Annotated in this window: 16 protein-coding genes and 1 riboswitch; of the genes, 9 read left to right on the top strand and 7 right to left on the bottom strand. The window is 39.6% G+C overall.

Annotation, left to right across the window (positions count from 1 at the left end; all coding sequences use genetic code 11):
- Positions 1-69 precede the first annotated feature (69 nt).
- The 4 genes from LGQ02_RS20475 to LGQ02_RS20490 all read left to right on the top strand — a co-directional run bounded on the left by LGQ02_RS20475 (position 70) and on the right by LGQ02_RS20490 (position 3,093).
- Entirely contained in the window at positions 70-696 is a 627-nt protein-coding gene (locus LGQ02_RS20475) for a hypothetical protein (RefSeq protein ID WP_226516124.1), read from the top strand.
- Complete coding sequence (locus LGQ02_RS20480) at positions 686-1,048, top strand: PilZ domain-containing protein (protein ID WP_226516125.1); 363 nt, start codon at positions 686-688, stop codon at positions 1,046-1,048. Before LGQ02_RS20475 ends, LGQ02_RS20480 begins: the two co-directional genes overlap by 11 nt.
- Positions 1,049-1,165: 117 nt before the next feature.
- A complete protein-coding gene (locus tag LGQ02_RS20485; RefSeq protein ID WP_319003499.1) occupies positions 1,166-2,290 on the top strand; it encodes an NAD(P)/FAD-dependent oxidoreductase in 1,125 nt (374 codons plus the stop codon).
- Between the two features lie 140 nt (positions 2,291-2,430).
- Positions 2,431-3,093, top strand: coding sequence for a type 1 glutamine amidotransferase domain-containing protein (locus LGQ02_RS20490; protein ID WP_226516127.1), 663 nt, complete (start codon positions 2,431-2,433; stop codon positions 3,091-3,093).
- A 366-nt stretch (positions 3,094-3,459) separates the two neighbouring features.
- Here LGQ02_RS20490 and LGQ02_RS20495 read toward each other — a convergent pair whose 3' ends face one another.
- Complete coding sequence (locus tag LGQ02_RS20495) at positions 3,460-5,106, bottom strand: glutamine--tRNA ligase/YqeY domain fusion protein (RefSeq protein WP_226518395.1); 1,647 nt, start codon at positions 5,104-5,106, stop codon at positions 3,460-3,462.
- 259 nt (positions 5,107-5,365) lie between these two features.
- Between LGQ02_RS20495 and LGQ02_RS20500 the strand changes: the two genes are divergently transcribed.
- Positions 5,366-6,166: a DUF2935 domain-containing protein gene (locus LGQ02_RS20500; RefSeq protein ID WP_226516128.1), complete on the top strand. Its 801-nt coding sequence runs from the start codon at positions 5,366-5,368 to the stop codon at positions 6,164-6,166.
- An 88-nt stretch (positions 6,167-6,254) separates the two neighbouring features.
- Here LGQ02_RS20500 and LGQ02_RS20505 read toward each other — a convergent pair whose 3' ends face one another.
- From LGQ02_RS20505 to LGQ02_RS20530, 6 genes are all read right to left on the bottom strand, one after another.
- Positions 6,255-6,395 carry a Fur-regulated basic protein FbpA gene (locus LGQ02_RS20505; protein ID WP_226516129.1) on the bottom strand — a complete coding sequence of 47 codons (141 nt, stop codon included), beginning with the start codon at positions 6,393-6,395 and terminating at the stop codon, positions 6,255-6,257.
- Positions 6,396-6,522: 127 nt separating this feature from the next.
- A riboswitch (SAM riboswitch) is annotated at positions 6,523-6,633 on the bottom strand.
- 59 nt (positions 6,634-6,692) lie between these two features.
- Positions 6,693-7,484, bottom strand: coding sequence for a formate dehydrogenase accessory sulfurtransferase FdhD (gene fdhD, locus LGQ02_RS20510; protein WP_226516130.1), 792 nt, complete (start codon positions 7,482-7,484; stop codon positions 6,693-6,695).
- A 12-nt stretch (positions 7,485-7,496) separates the two neighbouring features.
- Entirely contained in the window at positions 7,497-9,848 is a 2,352-nt protein-coding gene (locus tag LGQ02_RS20515; RefSeq protein WP_226516131.1) for an FdhF/YdeP family oxidoreductase, read from the bottom strand.
- 213 nt (positions 9,849-10,061) lie between these two features.
- The gene (gene yidC, locus LGQ02_RS20520; RefSeq protein WP_226516132.1) at positions 10,062-10,874 is read right to left on the bottom strand and encodes a membrane protein insertase YidC; all 813 of its coding nucleotides are present in this window, start codon (positions 10,872-10,874) and stop codon (positions 10,062-10,064) included.
- On the bottom strand, positions 10,826-11,179 hold the full coding sequence (locus tag LGQ02_RS20525) for a hypothetical protein (RefSeq protein ID WP_226516133.1): 354 nt from the start codon (positions 11,177-11,179) through the stop codon (positions 10,826-10,828). The genes yidC and LGQ02_RS20525 overlap by 49 nt, the downstream gene beginning before the upstream one ends.
- Positions 11,180-11,397: 218 nt before the next feature.
- The gene (locus tag LGQ02_RS20530; RefSeq protein ID WP_226516134.1) at positions 11,398-11,676 is read right to left on the bottom strand and encodes a thiamine-binding protein; all 279 of its coding nucleotides are present in this window, start codon (positions 11,674-11,676) and stop codon (positions 11,398-11,400) included.
- Between the two features lie 238 nt (positions 11,677-11,914).
- Between LGQ02_RS20530 and LGQ02_RS20535 the strand changes: the two genes are divergently transcribed.
- The 4 genes from LGQ02_RS20535 to LGQ02_RS20550 all read left to right on the top strand — a co-directional run bounded on the left by LGQ02_RS20535 (position 11,915) and on the right by LGQ02_RS20550 (position 16,377).
- On the top strand, positions 11,915-13,864 hold the full coding sequence (locus tag LGQ02_RS20535) for an electron transport protein (RefSeq protein WP_226516135.1): 1,950 nt from the start codon (positions 11,915-11,917) through the stop codon (positions 13,862-13,864).
- Between the two features lie 142 nt (positions 13,865-14,006).
- Positions 14,007-14,684 carry a queuosine precursor transporter gene (locus LGQ02_RS20540; protein WP_226516136.1) on the top strand — a complete coding sequence of 226 codons (678 nt, stop codon included), beginning with the start codon at positions 14,007-14,009 and terminating at the stop codon, positions 14,682-14,684.
- Positions 14,674-15,162: a preQ(1) synthase gene (gene queF, locus LGQ02_RS20545; protein WP_226516137.1), complete on the top strand. Its 489-nt coding sequence runs from the start codon at positions 14,674-14,676 to the stop codon at positions 15,160-15,162. The genes LGQ02_RS20540 and queF overlap by 11 nt, the downstream gene beginning before the upstream one ends.
- A gap of 264 nt (positions 15,163-15,426) precedes the next feature.
- A complete protein-coding gene (locus tag LGQ02_RS20550) occupies positions 15,427-16,377 on the top strand; it encodes a D-2-hydroxyacid dehydrogenase (RefSeq protein WP_226516138.1) in 951 nt (316 codons plus the stop codon).
- Positions 16,378-16,389: the final 12 nt, after the last annotated feature.

The following is a 16,389-nucleotide window of genomic DNA, read 5'->3' on the forward strand; positions in this document are numbered from 1 at the left end:
TTTCTACTCTATTTCATTTTTTCATATTAAAATAAAAGTAATACTACGCCAACGAAGGAAGGGGTTACAATGGCCCGTTTTATAACGTTAATTTTCTTCTCATTTTTATTTATTTTCATATTATCATTGATTGGTTTAAGACCGATTCACATCATGATTCTCACGTTTATTCTTCTATTAATCAGCCTTTACTTGCCAACACTCTATTACGTATATTTTTCTAGAGATGTAGACAAGATCAACCAATTTTTATTAAAGCGTCAGCATTCACCATCTTTTAAACTTTTATACTCTCTTGCAAACAATGATGACATAGGGATCGAAGAAGCACTCGACACACTCATCCATCGTCAAAACAAACAAAATACGGCTATTTACGAAACCCTTTATTATGTTTATAAAAAGGATTTTTCAAGAGCCGAACAAACTGTCAAGCAAATAAACCATAAATTGTACCGAACTTATTACGAAGTATTGATCATTATTCACACAGGCGATAAAAACGACGCTCATGCAGCGATTGAATCTGTTCCTAATGGATGGATGAAAGATGCACTCTATACCGAGTGGTACCAATCGCACAATGAACCATTAAAAGCGCGTGAGCATGCACAAGCTGCTCTACACAAAGTAAAAGGTTTAAATTATTACTTACTGTATAAAACATATGTAAAGGAGGGGTTATATGCGCTATAAACGCGAAGAACCGCTACGATATCAATTTGCTAAACCAATTCCACTTACTTTTTCCATTACGAAAGTTGAAGGGATTGAAAAAGACTCATCCAACGGCGAAGGGAAAATTCTTGACCTTAGTCCTGGTGGATTGAAGTTCGAAAGTATTTTAGAGCTTCCTATTCGTGATGATGTTGAGTTCACCTTCACATTTCAAATGGGTGAAGAAAGCTTTGAGGAAAAAGGCGTTGTGAAATGGAAAAAAGATTTTCGAGATCAGTTATATCAGTATGGCGCGGAATTTTTAACAGAAGACAGCGAAGCAAGAATTATAGAAGCAATAAAAGGTATTGCCAATTCTGAACGATCGTAAAACACAACCACTGCTAATTTGAGTTTGAAAAAGAACTTTTGATACACTTATTACATCTCTATCGTTAAAGACGAACCATAGTAAAAATATAAACGTATAACAGAAAAGGTGTTTACTTTGAAAAAATATATTGTTGTTGGTGCTGGAATATTAGGTGCTTCCGCTAGTTATCACCTTGCCAAGTCTGGTGCACAAGTGACCATCGTGGATCGTTATGATGACGGACAAGCAACCGAAGCCGCAGCTGGAATCATCTGCCCTTGGTTAACACAACGCCGAAATAAAGCGTGGTATTTCTTAGCCAAAAATGGCGCGAAATATTATCAGCATTTAATCGAACAGCTAGAAGAAGATGGCGAAACGAATACAGGGTATGCTAAAGTCGGAGCCATCAGCTTACATACCGACGATGGTAAATTAGATAAAATGATCGAACGCGCTGAAAAACGGCGAGAAGATGCGCCGGAAATTGGCGATATTAAAAAGCTATCCCCGGATGAGACAAAAGCACTCTTTCCTCCCGTTTCAGAGGAATTTGGTGCGGTTCATGTAAGCGGTGGTGCTCGAGTAAACGGAAAAGCATTGCGAAAGGCATTAATACGAGCTGCTGAAAAACACGGAGCAACTGTCATTGACGGCGATGCAACTTTAACGTTTACTGATCATCATGTAACAGGTGTAAATGTCGGAAATGAAGTTTTGACTGCTGATCAAGTACTTGTAACTGGAGGGGCTTGGGCAAAAACACTCCTTGAACCGCTAAATGTTGAGTTTTTAGTCCGACCACAAAAAGCACAAATTGTACATCTTGAAATGCCAGAAATAGAAACGTCCCACTGGCCTGTTGTCATGCCACCAAATAATCAGTACCTCCTTTCTTTTAGTGGAGGAAAAATTATTATCGGTGCAACCCATGAAGATGAGAAAGGATTTGACCGACGAGTAACTGTTGGTGGTTTGCATGAGATCATTGGAAAGGCAATGGATGTGGCACCTGGATTAGCAGAATGTACGGTGCTCGAAACAAAAGTCGGCTTCAGACCTTTTACTCCTGGTTTCTTACCTGTTATTGGCCCTTTACCTAGCTATGATGGTATTCTTGTTGCAAACGGCTTAGGAGCCTCTGGATTAACTGCTGGACCTTATTTAGGCGCTCAACTTGCAAAGCTTGCACTTGGTGAGCCATTAGAACTTGACCTTGCGAATTATGATATTGAAGAAGCTTTGAAGACCGATGCCTAAATCAGTTCTTTTACGCCTGCTCATTTTTTAAGAGCAGGTTTTTTTGTGGTCTTTTTAAGCATTACAACCCGTGTCACGTTTTAATTTATATACTTCGGGAATTTGTTGTATGTAGCTTTATAAAATAAGGAGGCTTATTTATGTCTAAACGCATACTCATGGTCTGTACAAGCCATTCGACAATCAATAATCAGCAAAAAACGGGCTTATGGCTTGAAGAATTTGCAACGCCATACATGCTTTTTAAACAACATGGTTTTGAAGTAGAAGTCACAAGTGTCCAAGGCGGGCCTGTTCCTCTTGATCCTAACAGCATACCCGAAGAGAATAACCAAAATTGGCGAGAAGCTGAACAAGCCTTGAAGGAGACAAAAAAGCTAAAGGTTGAATATGCGAATGGCATTGACGCCATCTTTTTACCAGGGGGACACGGTACGATGTTTGATTTCCCTAATAATGAAGTACTACAATCTGTCATCCAATCTGCTGCTGAAAGAGAGAAGATTATTGGAGCCGTTTGCCACGGTCCTAGTGCTTTCGTTAATGTCACATATAAGGATGGTACCCCCATCGTAAAAGGGCACCAAATGAACAGCTTCACAGATGCAGAGGAAAAGGAAATGGGGTTAGATTCAGACATGCCATTCTTATTAGAAACGACGTTACGGGAAAGGGGCGCAGACTTCGCCTCAGGAGAAGCATGGAAGGACTACTCAGTTAAGGATGGCCATTTTGTCACAGGCCAAAATCCGATGTCGAGTGAAAGCACAGCAAAAAAAGTGATCGAAGCACTTGAAGGATAACAGTGTTTTAGAAGCCAGGAGAGTACGCCTGGCTTCTTTTTTTGTTATTTCCACTAAATGTGTGGTGTTTGTTATCCCGAGATAATATATACAAAATTTATTCGTTTTTTCTCACTATTATCCATTTATTGAGTCCTACAAAAATGAGTCTGACTCAGCTGACCCGGACTCATTTTTGTAGGACTCAAAACCAAAGAGAAACAAAGAAAACAATAGATAAAACCAGGTCGTACCTCCTACAACAAGTCCAACAACCATTCTCCGGTCCTCCCGCCTACTTCCGACCGGCACCATAATGAATAAACAAAAAAAAGCACTTCAACGAGCATCATGTGCTCATCAAAGTGCTTACCATCAACTATAACATTACAGCTTAAAAGAACTTTTCAACTCCACAATACGGTTAAAGACGAGTTCCTCGTCTGTTGTCGCAGCAGGGTCTACGTTAAAGTAACCGTGACGGAAGAATTGGAACTTATCTTCTGGTTTTGCGTCAACCATATTTGGCTCAACGAAACCATTAGCTATTTCAAGTGAGTTTGGATTCACTTGATCCATGAAGTCGTCACCTTGGTCATCTAGAATCAACGAATCATATAGACGGAATTCTGCTTCTTTCGCGTGTGTTGCTTCCACCCAATGAAGCGTCCCTTTTACTTTACGACCTGTAAAACCAGTGCCAGACTTCGTTTCTGGGTCATACGTACAATGGATTTCAACGACATTCCCTTCGTCATCCTTAATGACATCCTCACATTTAATGAAATATGCATGTTTTAAGCGTACCTCATTACCTGGGAACAGTCTGAAATACTTCTTCGGTGGGTTTTCCATAAAGTCACTTTGCTCAATGTAAATTTCACGAGAGAAAGGAATTTGTCTTTTACCCATTTCTTCATTTTCAGGGTTAATATCCGCATCAAGCCACTCAACTTCCCCTTCAGGGTAGTTTGTGATGACGACTTTTAATGGATGCAATACAGACATTGTACGTGGTGCTTTTAATTTCAAGTCTTCACGAATGAAGTGTTCAAGCATGCGTACATCCACGATATTATCAGACTTTGCAACACCAATTTCACGACAGAACTGCTTAATTGCCTCAGGTGTGTAACCGCGGCGGCGCAATCCTGAAATCGTTGGCATACGTGGATCGTCCCAACCATCAACAAAGTTCTCGTCAACGAGCTGCTTCAACTTACGCTTACTCATCACCGTATTCGTTAAGTTTAAGCGAGCAAATTCAATTTGCTGTGGTTGTGCTTCCATTTCACAGTTTTCTACGACCCAGTTATACAGTGGGCGCTGATCTTCAAACTCTAGCGTACATATGGAGTGTGTAATACCTTCGATCGCGTCTTCGAGTGGGTGTGCAAAAGAATACATCGGATAAATACACCATTCATCCCCTGTGTTGTGATGTGTTGTATGTGAAATACGATAAATTACAGGATCACGCATATTAATGTTCGGAGAGCTCATATCAATTTTTGCACGGAGAACTTTCTCTCCATCAGCAAATTCACCGTTTTTCATACGTTCGAAGAGTTCTAAGTTTTCCTCGACAGAACGGCTTCTTGCCGGACTTTCTTTTCCTGGCTCTGTTAATGTACCACGGTACTGACGAATTTCCTCTTGTGATAAGTCCTCGACATATGCAAGACCATTTTTAATTAGTAGGACTGCTCGGTCATACATTTCGCCGAAGTAGTTAGAGGCGAAGCGAAGCTCATCCCACTCATAACCAAGCCATTCAATATTATCTTTAATCGAATCAACGTATTCTTTATCTTCCTTTAATGGATTCGTGTCGTCAAAACGTAGGTTTGTTTTCCCACCAAATTCATCGGCTAATTCGAAGTTCAAAACGATCGACTTCGCATGCCCAATATGTAAATAGCCGTTTGGTTCTGGAGGAAATCTTGTCATAATTTCATTATGTTTTCCTGATTCTAAATCTTTTTTTACAATGTGCTTTATAAAGTTAGATGATGTTTGATTGTTTTCTGTCATCATTACTCACCTTTCTGACCGGCAATTTTCTCACGTTCATAGTGAACTCATACTTGAAGTTATATCATAAATGAATACATATATCCATGCATGAGGGGATTTTTGAGTAAATCTTTCCATCCCATTATTATAACACGCTTTGCCTTTATTACGCACATTCTCCATTATAAGTAAATCTATCGTTCATCATTCATCAAAGGATCATTTTCATCATATGTTTTTTAATGGCTGTTATTTTTACGGTGGGAGGGTAAAAACAATGCGTGATGAATTATTGTTTGAACTGGAATTTTGGTTACAAGTTCTTGGTGACCACAGCAGGTTTATTTATGAATCACTATCTCCTGGTGAAAGGAATTATGTCGCTCGAGCTGAAGGATTTATTGATTCGTTTGACGAGCTTTTAGGTGAGGCGAGAAGGTTTCCAAATGAGCAAGCATTAATGACGTTATTAAGACAGGCTAATGAAGAAACAGAAAAATTACGTGAATTAAAGTTAGCGATCATCCGTGAACATTTAGAAGGTGATATTGCAATTACATTACCTCCTTCTTTTTTAAACCATATGGTAAATGAACTAGATGAAGCATTGAGGATCTTCTCTTATTTCTTAAAAGGTGAGCGGCCACCGAAGGTTCACCCACTTCACCACGACCTCATTTGGCTTTTGGACGCTGCAGGACATGCGGCAGCAATTAGTAGTAATATGGATCATGTCGAATACGATATTCGTGAAAAAAGTGATTACTTTAAAGAGGAATGGGAGGAATTTTATATTAAAGCGGTCGAGATGGCTGGGTTCCTCCGAGCAAATGTTTCTCAATTTCCCGCTCTAAAGAGATTCCATCGCGATATTGAACTAGAGATGGAAGTTTTCAAAGCTTTTTTAAGAGAGTTAGAGGAAATGCAGCTAACGAAAGAATCTCTCGGTGTTCTATCACCACTAATGGCTGACCATATGGCAAGAGAAGAGTGCTATTACTTAATGAAGTTAGCTGAAACGACAGAGGTCGTGCAAATGCCTGATTGCGATCCAACGAAACCTCGAACAGAAGACTAAGCATCTCCTTAGTGAAGAAATGCTAGGCCACTCCTACTTTAGAAATGAAAACGTAGCGGTGTGTGCCTAGCATTTTATGCATAAGAAGCTATTTGCGTAGATGCTCATTATATTCATGTTCTAAGTCTTCAAGCGGCACTTCATACAGTTGTACATCTCCAATTTTGTAGATCCCTAATGCTAGTAGCTCTTCAATCATCTGTTCTTTTTGTTGCGATTTTTCGGTCATCGTGTATGTCTCCTCCCTTAGTCTTCGTACTCCTAAAGGGGCAAAAAACCCCCTTCTAAAAAGAAGAGGGCGAATCTTGATAACGTTCAAAAACATCGTGTTACTTTGAACAACGTTTCAATACCTCTTCTCATTTTTCGGCGAATATTGCCGCAGGAATTAGCACGGTGTTCTCCTAAATGAAAAATCCGTTGCCGAGGCTTCGATGGGCCAGTCCCTCCACCTCTCTACATAAGAAGTTCTCTGTTTGTTACATTTGGTATAATATACCATACATCAATCTTATGATCATGTCAATCAGTCGAATGATACACGATCTGGGTGCGTATAAACATTAAAACGCCCCCCGCGAATAAATCCCACTGTTGTAATTCCTAAGTCTTTTGCTAAATCTATGGCTAAAGTCGTCGGAGCCGATTTTGATAGCATGATTCCAACTCCCATCTTTGAAACTTTCAACAGCACTTCTGATGAAATTCTTCCGCTAAAAACAATCACCTTATCCTTTAGTGGGACTTTATTTTTTAGACAGTAGCCATACACTTTATCAAGGGCATTATGACGCCCGATATCTGAACGGTTTACAATCAATTCGGCGGTTGTGCATAACGCCGTATTATGCAAACCTCCCGTTTGTTGAAAATTAATTGCGTTTTCTTGCATTTCTTCCATTAAGTTAATGATTTGTTCAGCATGAATATCATGCTTTGTCATCACCGTCTTTGCCGTCCGTACGTCGTTTTGGAAGTAAAACTTTCTGCTTTTTCCACAACATGACCCGATATATCGCTTCGTTGCATACGAATCAATCGGTACATCTTCTTTTTTTAACTGCACATAAACATACCCTTTTTCTTTTAGTATTGATAAAGAATCAATATCTGAAGGTGTGAGGATCACACCTTCTGAGGCTAAAATACCAATCGTCATTTCTTCGATGTGAGTTGGGGTACACATCATCGTTCCAAATTCAATACCGTTTACAAGGATCGTTATTGGTACTTCAAGCGCAATGGTATCATTTATTTCTGAAACTGCCCCATTATTATATGCAATGATCGGCTGATCCTTCATCACGTCATGATTCATAGCGTACTCCTTTTAACTGATTTCTGTTTCGAGTTCTTCAATTCTTCGTTCAACATATTTCGTATCTTTATGGGCATGGTACGTTTCCGCTTTTTCAACAATGACAGCCGTATTATATTCAGGGATACCGGCAAATTGTTCGTAAACCCCTTTTGGAATCAGAACATTCCCTTCTGGCCAGTAAACAGAGATGTTTCCTTGTTTTGTGCGGTCGTATTTTGCTCGACCGTGAAACGTTCCATATTTATTGTATACGACGATAGCTTCTCCTTCGTTAATCCCAAGGCCTTTTGCATCACTTTGATTGATTAGCACATCGAAACGATCGGCATTGTTATTTGGATCTCTATCACTGTAAATCATCGAGTTAAACTGCTTGCCACGTCTCGTTGTCACATAGAAATGACCCTCTGGTTTACGCAGTTCTGGAAGCTCAATCGGGAGCAATTGGCCTTTCCCGTCTTCTGTTGGACATTCCCCACCTTCACATAACCAAGCGCCTCCCCATTGGAAGACATCTCCTTTATTCTTTAAATGCTGAACCCCGTCGTATTTCGGATGTGCAATTGCTATTTCATCACGAATTTCTTGCGCTGTCTTGTAATCTATGACACTACTTCCCTCTGGTTTAACACGTTTAGCCAGATCGACGTAAATCTCCCATTCAGGCCTTGCTTCACCGATCCGTGGTCCTTTAATTTCTGGTGAAAAATAAACCATTCTTTCCGTCGATGTTGACGTTCCTCCACCAGGTTGTTCGTAACGTGTCATTGCAGGAAGAACAATGACTTCTTCTTTTGCATCCACAAGTGTCGACGTATTTAAAATAATGTCTTGATGAACACGAATGTCGACATTCTCAAGGCAGCCTTTAATGAAGTCAGGGTTTGGCATTGTTTCCAAGAAGTTTCCTCCGGATGTATAAAACACTTTAAGTTTTCGCTCATGATCTTCCGGAAGTACCGCATTTTCTAAAGACACACCAACGATGTCACCTTGCCAGTCAGGTATATCGAAGTTCCAAACCTTCTCTACACGCTCTTTGTTTCTCGGCTCAAAATCACCGCCAGGTAGAACAAATGGATCTGCCCCCATTTCTCCAGAACCTTGTACGCCTGAGTGACCGCGAATTGGCATGACACCACAGTACTTGCGACCAAGAAATCCACGAAGCATGGCTAGGTTGGCAACTTGAGAAATGTTATCTGTTCCAAACCTGTGTTGGGTTAACCCCATTGACCAGACGAAAACACCACTTTTCGACTTGGCGAGAAGCTTTGCGAATTCTAGCATTCTTTCTTTTGAAAGCCCGGATGATTTCTCAAGTGTTTCCCAATCTTGTTTTCTTACATGTTCTTTTAACTCTTGATAGCCTTTCGTATGCTCATTTACAAATTGATGGTCAATGGCGGATCCACGTTCTTGTTTTTCCATGTCAAACCAATGTTTGATAACGCCGTTCATAAAGGCAATGTCGCCACCTATATTCACTTGGTAGACGTCATCTGCCATTTTTGTACCGAACAACGCACTTTCTGGTACAGATGGAATCCAATATTTATCCATCGATGGCTCATGATAAGGATTAATAACGATAATTTTTGTCCCTTTTCGCTTGGCAGCATACATATACTTGGTGGAAACTGGTTGGTTGTTTGCTGCTACTGATCCCCAGAAAACAAGGACATCTGTGCCAATCCAGTCTTGGTAATTACAACTTGATGCACCGATTCCAAGCGATCGCTTTAAAGCTGTTTTACTTGGTGAGTGACAAATGCGTGAAGCATTATCAATATTGTTTGTTCCAAGAAAGCGCGCAACTTTCCCAGCAACATAGTAAGATTCATTCGTAATTCCTCTTGCTGTTAAAAAGAAGGCAAGTTGTTTTGGATCAATCGCTTTCACTTTACTTGCGACACGATCTAAAGCATCGTCCCATGAAATTCTCGTAAACTTCTTTTCGCCAGGCTTTCTTGATAGTGGATAAGGGATGCGTCCTAATTCTCGAAGCTCTGAACTGTTTAGCTTACGTAGTTCATCAATATCTTGATGAAGAATTTCCTCTTTTATCTCTGGCATCGTATTTAACCTGAGCACATTAAGCCTTGTCGTACAGATGTGAGGACCAGCTAACGTTTGGTCTTTTAAACCAGCTACGCCTAATGCACAGCCGTCACATACACCTTGCGTTAATATTCTTGTGGCATATGGAAGGTTATCTTTATTTTCCCAAACGACTTTTGCCGTATCTCTTATATGTTTCGGCTTCACTTTTCCAAGCCCAAAAGGAACCCAACTTGCCCAATGCTTCGGCTCTGGTTTTTTCGGAAGTTTCATTGGTCCTTGGTGCTCTGATTTCCCCATTACATATTCCTCCTCTAACCTTCTAAAAAATAAAGCGCTTTCATTTTTCGCTAATATTATAGATAAGCACTGTGTAAATGTTAGTTTCATTATAACATCTATTTCAAAAGATGCGTGTTTGAAAGCTTGAATTGTGCGGCTGACATCTTTCAAAAAGGGGGAGTTTTGATGCGAAAAAAACCGGTCCCACATTTGGAACCGGTCTTCTTACGTTTATTTTTGCGACAATGTTTCTCCAACAGGTGAGTTTTGCTTGTAGACAGATTTGGAAACAAGCGTTTGAAAGATTAAAAATAGGCCACCGACACTCCAATATAATGGAAGCGCTGCAGGAACACTAAAGGAAAACACCCCCATAATGATTGGCGTAATATAGCCGAACGCAGCCAATTGTTTTTGTTGTTGCGGGTCCATACCTATTTGCGATATTTTAAACTGGACTAGATACACGAGAGCTGCAATAAATGGTAACACACTGTCTGTTTCTCCTAAGCTAAACCAAAGAAATGAATGTTCAGCAATTTCCGGTGTTCTCATGATGGCGTAATAGAAGCCAATGAGAATCGGAAATTGGATCATCATTGGTAAGCACCCCATCGAAGTTAGCGGATTGAAATTGTGCTTTTGGTATAGCTCCATCATTTCCTTTTGCATCTTTTGCTGGCTTTCTCGATCTTTTTTCTCTTTATATTTCTCTTTCACCTTATTAACTTCTGGCTGAATAACACTCATCTTTTCCCTCATATGCATTTGATTTTTATATTGCTTCATCATTAGTGGCATGAGAGAAACTCGAAGCATAAGTGTCATTAAAATAATCGAAAGACCATAATTTCCATCAAACATGGAAGCAAAAAACTTCAGTAAATATGAAAAAGGGTAAATAACGTAATGGTTAAAAACGCCTGTCGTATTCGCATCAATTGGCTCAGAAGATGCTTGGCATCCGCTTAAAAATAATAGAGCCGTTGTAACAATTAACAGTCCGTATGTTTTAAAGTGTGTGAATACAGATGATTTTTCCATTGAGATCCTCCTTGTTTTAATTCGCTTTTAAACAAGAAGGGGTGAAAATCTCCATCGTCTTCTGGTGCTTCTTTTCGCTTTGTCATACAAGTAATCCACGTTTGCCTACGATTGACAACACTTAGTACAGTCGTATTTACTTGAAGCTTAGCTTTGACAATTTGCACTCTCTGCCTTGTTAACATGCGGTGCTTCAAAAAGTCAGAAACCGTGATGTATTCGGCGATTTTTAGGCCTGCGATTGTAAAAAGGATACTCATCGTAAACAATAGCGGAAGCATGTCTTGGAATATCTCAAATAACATCTGTATTCACCACCTTTCATTTGAATTTGTAGATCTATCATCGTTTATTTAAAACCGAAAGTCAAATTTTGTAATTTTTTTATTAGGTCAAAGGGAAGAAAAGGTGTATATAAGGTCCAATATTAAACTAAATAAAAAAACTGCCCTGACAAGTGTTTTGCTTGTTAGGACAGCTTTTTTTCACGAGTGTCGATTCACTATTTTGAGTTGCTTATCTTTTATTGCTTCTTATCTTCAATTTTTAACCCTTCAGGACAGTAATGCATCTTTACATTTGTAATAACCTCGGAAGCCCCTTCCTCTACCGCTACTTGTTGAACTTTTTCAAGGAGTGTGAACACATCAGCTGTCGAGCCTTCCACAACCGTTTCCATCGGTCCGACCTCATGTTTTAAACCGGAGTTTTCCACGACTTTAACGACGTTCGGTAAAATCCCATTTGTATCCATATCTTTTCCATTAGGTAACACTTGAAATCCTGCCATTACTGTTGCCATTTCTCACCCTCCATTAATACGATTTCTATTCCCGTACCTTTTTTGAAAATAAATTAAACATGCCTGACCAACAGAAACCTTTTACAAACGCTATACTTTTTGAACGCCTACTTCCATAATGTCAACCCTTTCAGCAAAAAGTTCGGGGACCTGGTCCCCGAATATTTTGTGGCATTTGGTTGAAATTAACGTTAGTGGATTTTTTTATTTTCGCTATGTGAGGAAGGAGTTTTGTTAAATGAAGAAGCGTTGGTGGGCAATTGGGGCTCTTTTAGTGGCGATTATTGCTGTTGGAGTCGCTTCCGAGCTTGAATTTGAATATGCTTACATACCAGATGGAGACAAAATATTAAATGACCAATATGGCGATTTTGACGGTTATGATTTGTGGGGAGAGCGTATCGCTATAGATGGAGATTTGGCTACTGGCCTTGCTCACTCAAACATGGAAACTCATCAACTATCACCAGAGAATGGTGCTGTCCGTCTGAATGAAGAGTTTATTCAGTTTGGGCGCGAACAGTTTTATGCTGAAACGTTTAATAATGAAGAGTATTTAACTGATATTCTCGGTGTTCTTGACGGGGGAATCACACTACCGAAAATGATGAAAGCTCTTGTTAAACTTCGCGGTGAAGGGACGAACAACTTACAAGTAGAACTTGCAAAAGATGTGACGATTGGCGATAAAACGTATAAAAAAGGGGAGTTAATCGATACCGGTTTAGATGTACCGAAGGGCGCTTTTGCTCCGCTTGGTATGCCTGTGAGTTACTCTAAGGGGCGAATTCGCGTCGGTGCTAGCTGTGCATCATGCCATGCAACCGTTGATAGAGATACTGGAATGGTTGTTGAAGGTGCACCAAATAACAATTTTGATGCCGGAATGCTCCTAGCTTTAGCACCTAACTCAACAGCTTTTTTTCCAAATACAGAAGTTGAAATTTTAGAGGCGTATATAAATGACCAAAATCGTACGGTTAAAACAGAAGGAGATAGCAAAGGAGTGCTGCCAGATCCAGAAAAAATTGAAGCAGCTGTCGATCAAACATTAGCGAGTTGGCCAAAAGGAAGTTTTGATTCGACGATTGATTTAGAAAGCAACCCTGCACAAATTCCTGACTCTTTTACGCTTGGAGATCATCCATATGGTTGGAATGGATTTGCATCAATTGGACCATTTAATGGATTGAGCTCTTTAAATAACAACGTTCATGCACAAAATTCCGATTTACTCGCCCAGTTTGAACAAAGTAACGAACTGTTTGATATTGATAAAGAAGTGTATATCGGTACGATTTTGCAAAATGCGGCTAATGATGAATATCGATATCAACCTGGGTCAGGAGTTAAACCCTCGACATTTTTTGCTAAGCTAGATGACAGCCCGGAAGTGCCAGGGGTCAATGAGATGGTGAAACCTCCGCACTTTCCAAAATTATCGTTATTTTCACCAAATGGAACTGTTATCAGTTCTCCCGGCTTCAATTTTGCTGAACAGATAAATGCGATGTCGGCTTATCAAAATTCGTTAAGGCCTCCTTCAACCGTTAAAGGAGCGACGGAAAATAGCTTAGAAGGAGAACGAGTGTTTAGCGAAGCAGGATGTACGTCATGCCATGCAGGAAAAGGGTATACAAACAACCGCGTCATTCCTGTAGAAGATGTAAAAACTGAAGGCTCTCGAGCAAAAGCGTTTCGAGACACTGTAAAAATAATGGATGAACCATGGATCTATTCGTTTGATACACCTGTTCCGATACCGGAAAACGCGAAAAGAATCAAGGTCCCAACAGATAAGTTAGATCCAGAGCAACTAAAAATTACATTAGCACAAGGAAATGAAGGTGGTTATAAAGTCAAAGGTTTGATCGGATTAGCATGGTCACCTCCATACTTACATGATGGCGGTGTTTCGGTTGGTCCAGATGAATCAACCGATCTCGGTGTTCCAGGAACGCTTAGAAAAGGGATAGATCCTGACGCGCGGAACAGCTTAAGAGCTCTCCTTGATCGAGACCTTCGTGAAAAAGTCATCGAAGTAAACAAAAGTGATCCATCATTAAAGCACGTGCATACAACAGGAGAAGGACACGAACACTGGGTTGATGAGAAAGCAGGCTTTACCGAAGAAGAGCGAGAAGCCTTAATTGACTACTTAATGTCACTAACAACCATAGAAGACTAACGTTCACAAAATTGTGCGGGACCTGGTCCCGCACAATTTCCGTATACTTATTGAATTTAAAAATATTTATGGTAAAGTAGATTAGTTAGCGGAGTTCGAAAACCTCCTTCGCTATATAAACAAAAACTAGGGGGATGATTATATGAATAACTCAATAGGTTTTGATGCGGAGAAGCAGGGAAAGCTCATCTTTCTTGTAGCGATTTTCTTCACGGCTTTATTTGTTTCGAATGTGATCTCTGCTAAGCTTTTCACGATTGGTGGGGTCGTTTTAACAGCAGGAATTATCACATATCCGCTTACTTTTTTAATCACAGATTCCATTTCAGAAGTATATGGGAAAGTGATTGCAAGAAAAGTTGTCTTGATCGGACTACTTACAAACGTGCTCATGATCGGCTTTTTCTATCTTGCCATTATGCTGCCACCAGCAGGTTATTGGCCTATGCAAGAAGAATTTGAAATGATCTTAGGCGCTGTTCCTCGAATTGTCATCGCTTCACTGTTAGCTTACAGTATTTCACAGCTATTCGATGTGCACCTATTTCACAAGCTAAAGGAAAAAACGAAAGGGAAGCACTTATGGCTACGTAACAATGTCAGTACATTGGCTAGTCAAATGCTCGACTCCATTGTTTTTGTTGTCGTCGCCTTTTATGGAACGATGCCGTTTTCCACAATCCTTGTGATGATTGGGACACAATATATCGTTAAGCTGCTATTTGCTATTGCAGATACACCATTTATTTACTTAACAGTAAAGTGGTTAAATAAATCATCATTAACAAATAAAAAGGAGGCTGTTTCTCATGTCTCATGATAGAAGCAAAGAAGTTCAAGCATTAGGAGAAGCTGGAACACAATATAACTTTAACTACGATCCATCTGTATTAGAATCATTTGATAACCTTCATGCATATCGTGATTACTTTGTAAAATTCAATTGCCCTGAGTTTACAAGTCTATGTCCAAAAACAAATCAGCCGGACTTCGCAACCATTTACATTAGCTATATTCCTGATAAAAAAATGGTAGAAAGCAAGTCCTTAAAACTTTATTTATTCAGCTTTAGAAATCACGGCGATTTCCATGAGGACTGCATGAATATCATTTTAAATGACCTTGTTAAACTCATGGATCCTCGTTATATTGAAGTATGGGGGAAATTCACCCCACGTGGTGGCATTTCAATTGATCCATACACAAACTATGGGAAACCAGGGACGAAATGGGAGAAATTTGCCGAACAACGACTTCTCCAACACGACTTATATCCAGAAAAAGTAGATAATCGTTAAAAGGTCTATAAAGGCGCAGTATACAGGGGACAAACACCTCTTATACGGCGCCTTTTCTTTTTTCTAAAAAAATCCAATCCTATAGTATTCACTACGATATCTGACTAAATAAGTAATATATAGAGATAACCTGTGCTAATACACGATAACCGTAAGATACACTGTATTTTATAATCGTTTCAATTTTGCAGGAATACATAATTTTCGTTACAATTATTAGCGTTTGATGAAGGTGCTCGAAACAAGTCGAATGGAGTTGAAAAATTGATATTAGTTACACTAGATGACATCAAGAAGACAGAGCTAGAGAAACTAAATAACATTTGCCACCCAAAAAAACTACTATATGTCACTTCTCTCGAGGAAGTACCACAAAAAGCCTTTTCACAAATCGAGATTATCATCACATATGGTGAAGAGCTTTCCTCTAATCTTATTGCAAAAATGCCTAACCTTAGGTGGATCCAACTATTTCAATCTGGTACTGAAAGGCTACCGTTTCAAGCCTTAAAGGACCAGCACATCACTCTTACAAATATGAAAACGATTCATGCAGTACCTATGTCTGAATATGCACTGGGCATGATGCTGCGGCATACGTTGCAACTCGAGAGACTAAATCAAAATCAACTTGATAAGTATTGGGATTCTTCTGCAATGATCGATGAAATATACCAAAAAACAGTTACTATTTTTGGTGCAGGTGAAGTCGGATCGGCCATAGCAGAAAAATGTCATTTAATGGGGATGAACGTGATTGGCGTTAATCGTTCTGGAAAGCTACGGCCTCATTTTAACCGAATGGTTACACTTTCTGAGCGAGATACCGTCATTCCAGAAAGTGATTTCATTATCCTTACTATGCCGGTTACCACAAACACAAAAAAATGTTTTGCAACAAAAGAGTTTGATCTGATGAAAGAAAATGCACTTTTCATAAATTTAGGGCGCGCACCACTTATTGATGAACAAGCATTAAAAACGGTGCTCTTGTCAAATAAAATTGGTGGAGCAGTTCTTGATGTCTTTCATCAAGAGCCACTACATTCGCAAAGTGAACTTTGGGGGATCAAGAACTTATTTATCACCCCTCACGTCGCTGCGAAGTCTCCTCATTATATAAGTAGATGCCTGAATATTTTTGAAAATCAATACCGCGCATATGTAAACAACGAACCATTACAATTTAAAGTTGACCTTCACTCAGGTTATTAGAAAAGGGGGAAA

This window comes from Bacillus shivajii, assembly GCF_020519665.1.
GTDB lineage: Bacteria > Bacillota > Bacilli > Bacillales > Salisediminibacteriaceae > Bacillus_CA > Bacillus_CA shivajii.

Coding starts and splice junctions, on each gene's coding strand:
- LGQ02_RS20515 (WP_226516131.1), bottom strand. CDS start 9,848: ATGGGGAAATCAGAGCACCAAGGACCAATGAAACTTCCGAAAAAACCA.
- LGQ02_RS20480 (WP_226516125.1), top strand. CDS start 686: ATGCGCTATAAACGCGAAGAACCGCTACGATATCAATTTGCTAAACCA.
- yidC (WP_226516132.1), bottom strand. CDS start 10,874: ATGGAAAAATCATCTGTATTCACACACTTTAAAACATACGGACTGTTA.
- LGQ02_RS20490 (WP_226516127.1), top strand. CDS start 2,431: ATGTCTAAACGCATACTCATGGTCTGTACAAGCCATTCGACAATCAAT.
- queF (WP_226516137.1), top strand. CDS start 14,674: ATGTCTCATGATAGAAGCAAAGAAGTTCAAGCATTAGGAGAAGCTGGA.
- LGQ02_RS20530 (WP_226516134.1), bottom strand. CDS start 11,676: ATGGCAACAGTAATGGCAGGATTTCAAGTGTTACCTAATGGAAAAGAT.
- LGQ02_RS20535 (WP_226516135.1), top strand. CDS start 11,915: ATGAAGAAGCGTTGGTGGGCAATTGGGGCTCTTTTAGTGGCGATTATT.
- LGQ02_RS20525 (WP_226516133.1), bottom strand. CDS start 11,179: ATGTTATTTGAGATATTCCAAGACATGCTTCCGCTATTGTTTACGATG.
- LGQ02_RS20505 (WP_226516129.1), bottom strand. CDS start 6,395: ATGACCGAAAAATCGCAACAAAAAGAACAGATGATTGAAGAGCTACTA.
- LGQ02_RS20540 (WP_226516136.1), top strand. CDS start 14,007: ATGAATAACTCAATAGGTTTTGATGCGGAGAAGCAGGGAAAGCTCATC.
- fdhD (WP_226516130.1), bottom strand. CDS start 7,484: ATGAATCATGACGTGATGAAGGATCAGCCGATCATTGCATATAATAAT.
- LGQ02_RS20475 (WP_226516124.1), top strand. CDS start 70: ATGGCCCGTTTTATAACGTTAATTTTCTTCTCATTTTTATTTATTTTC.
- LGQ02_RS20495 (WP_226518395.1), bottom strand. CDS start 5,106: ATGACAGAAAACAATCAAACATCATCTAACTTTATAAAGCACATTGTA.
- LGQ02_RS20500 (WP_226516128.1), top strand. CDS start 5,366: ATGCGTGATGAATTATTGTTTGAACTGGAATTTTGGTTACAAGTTCTT.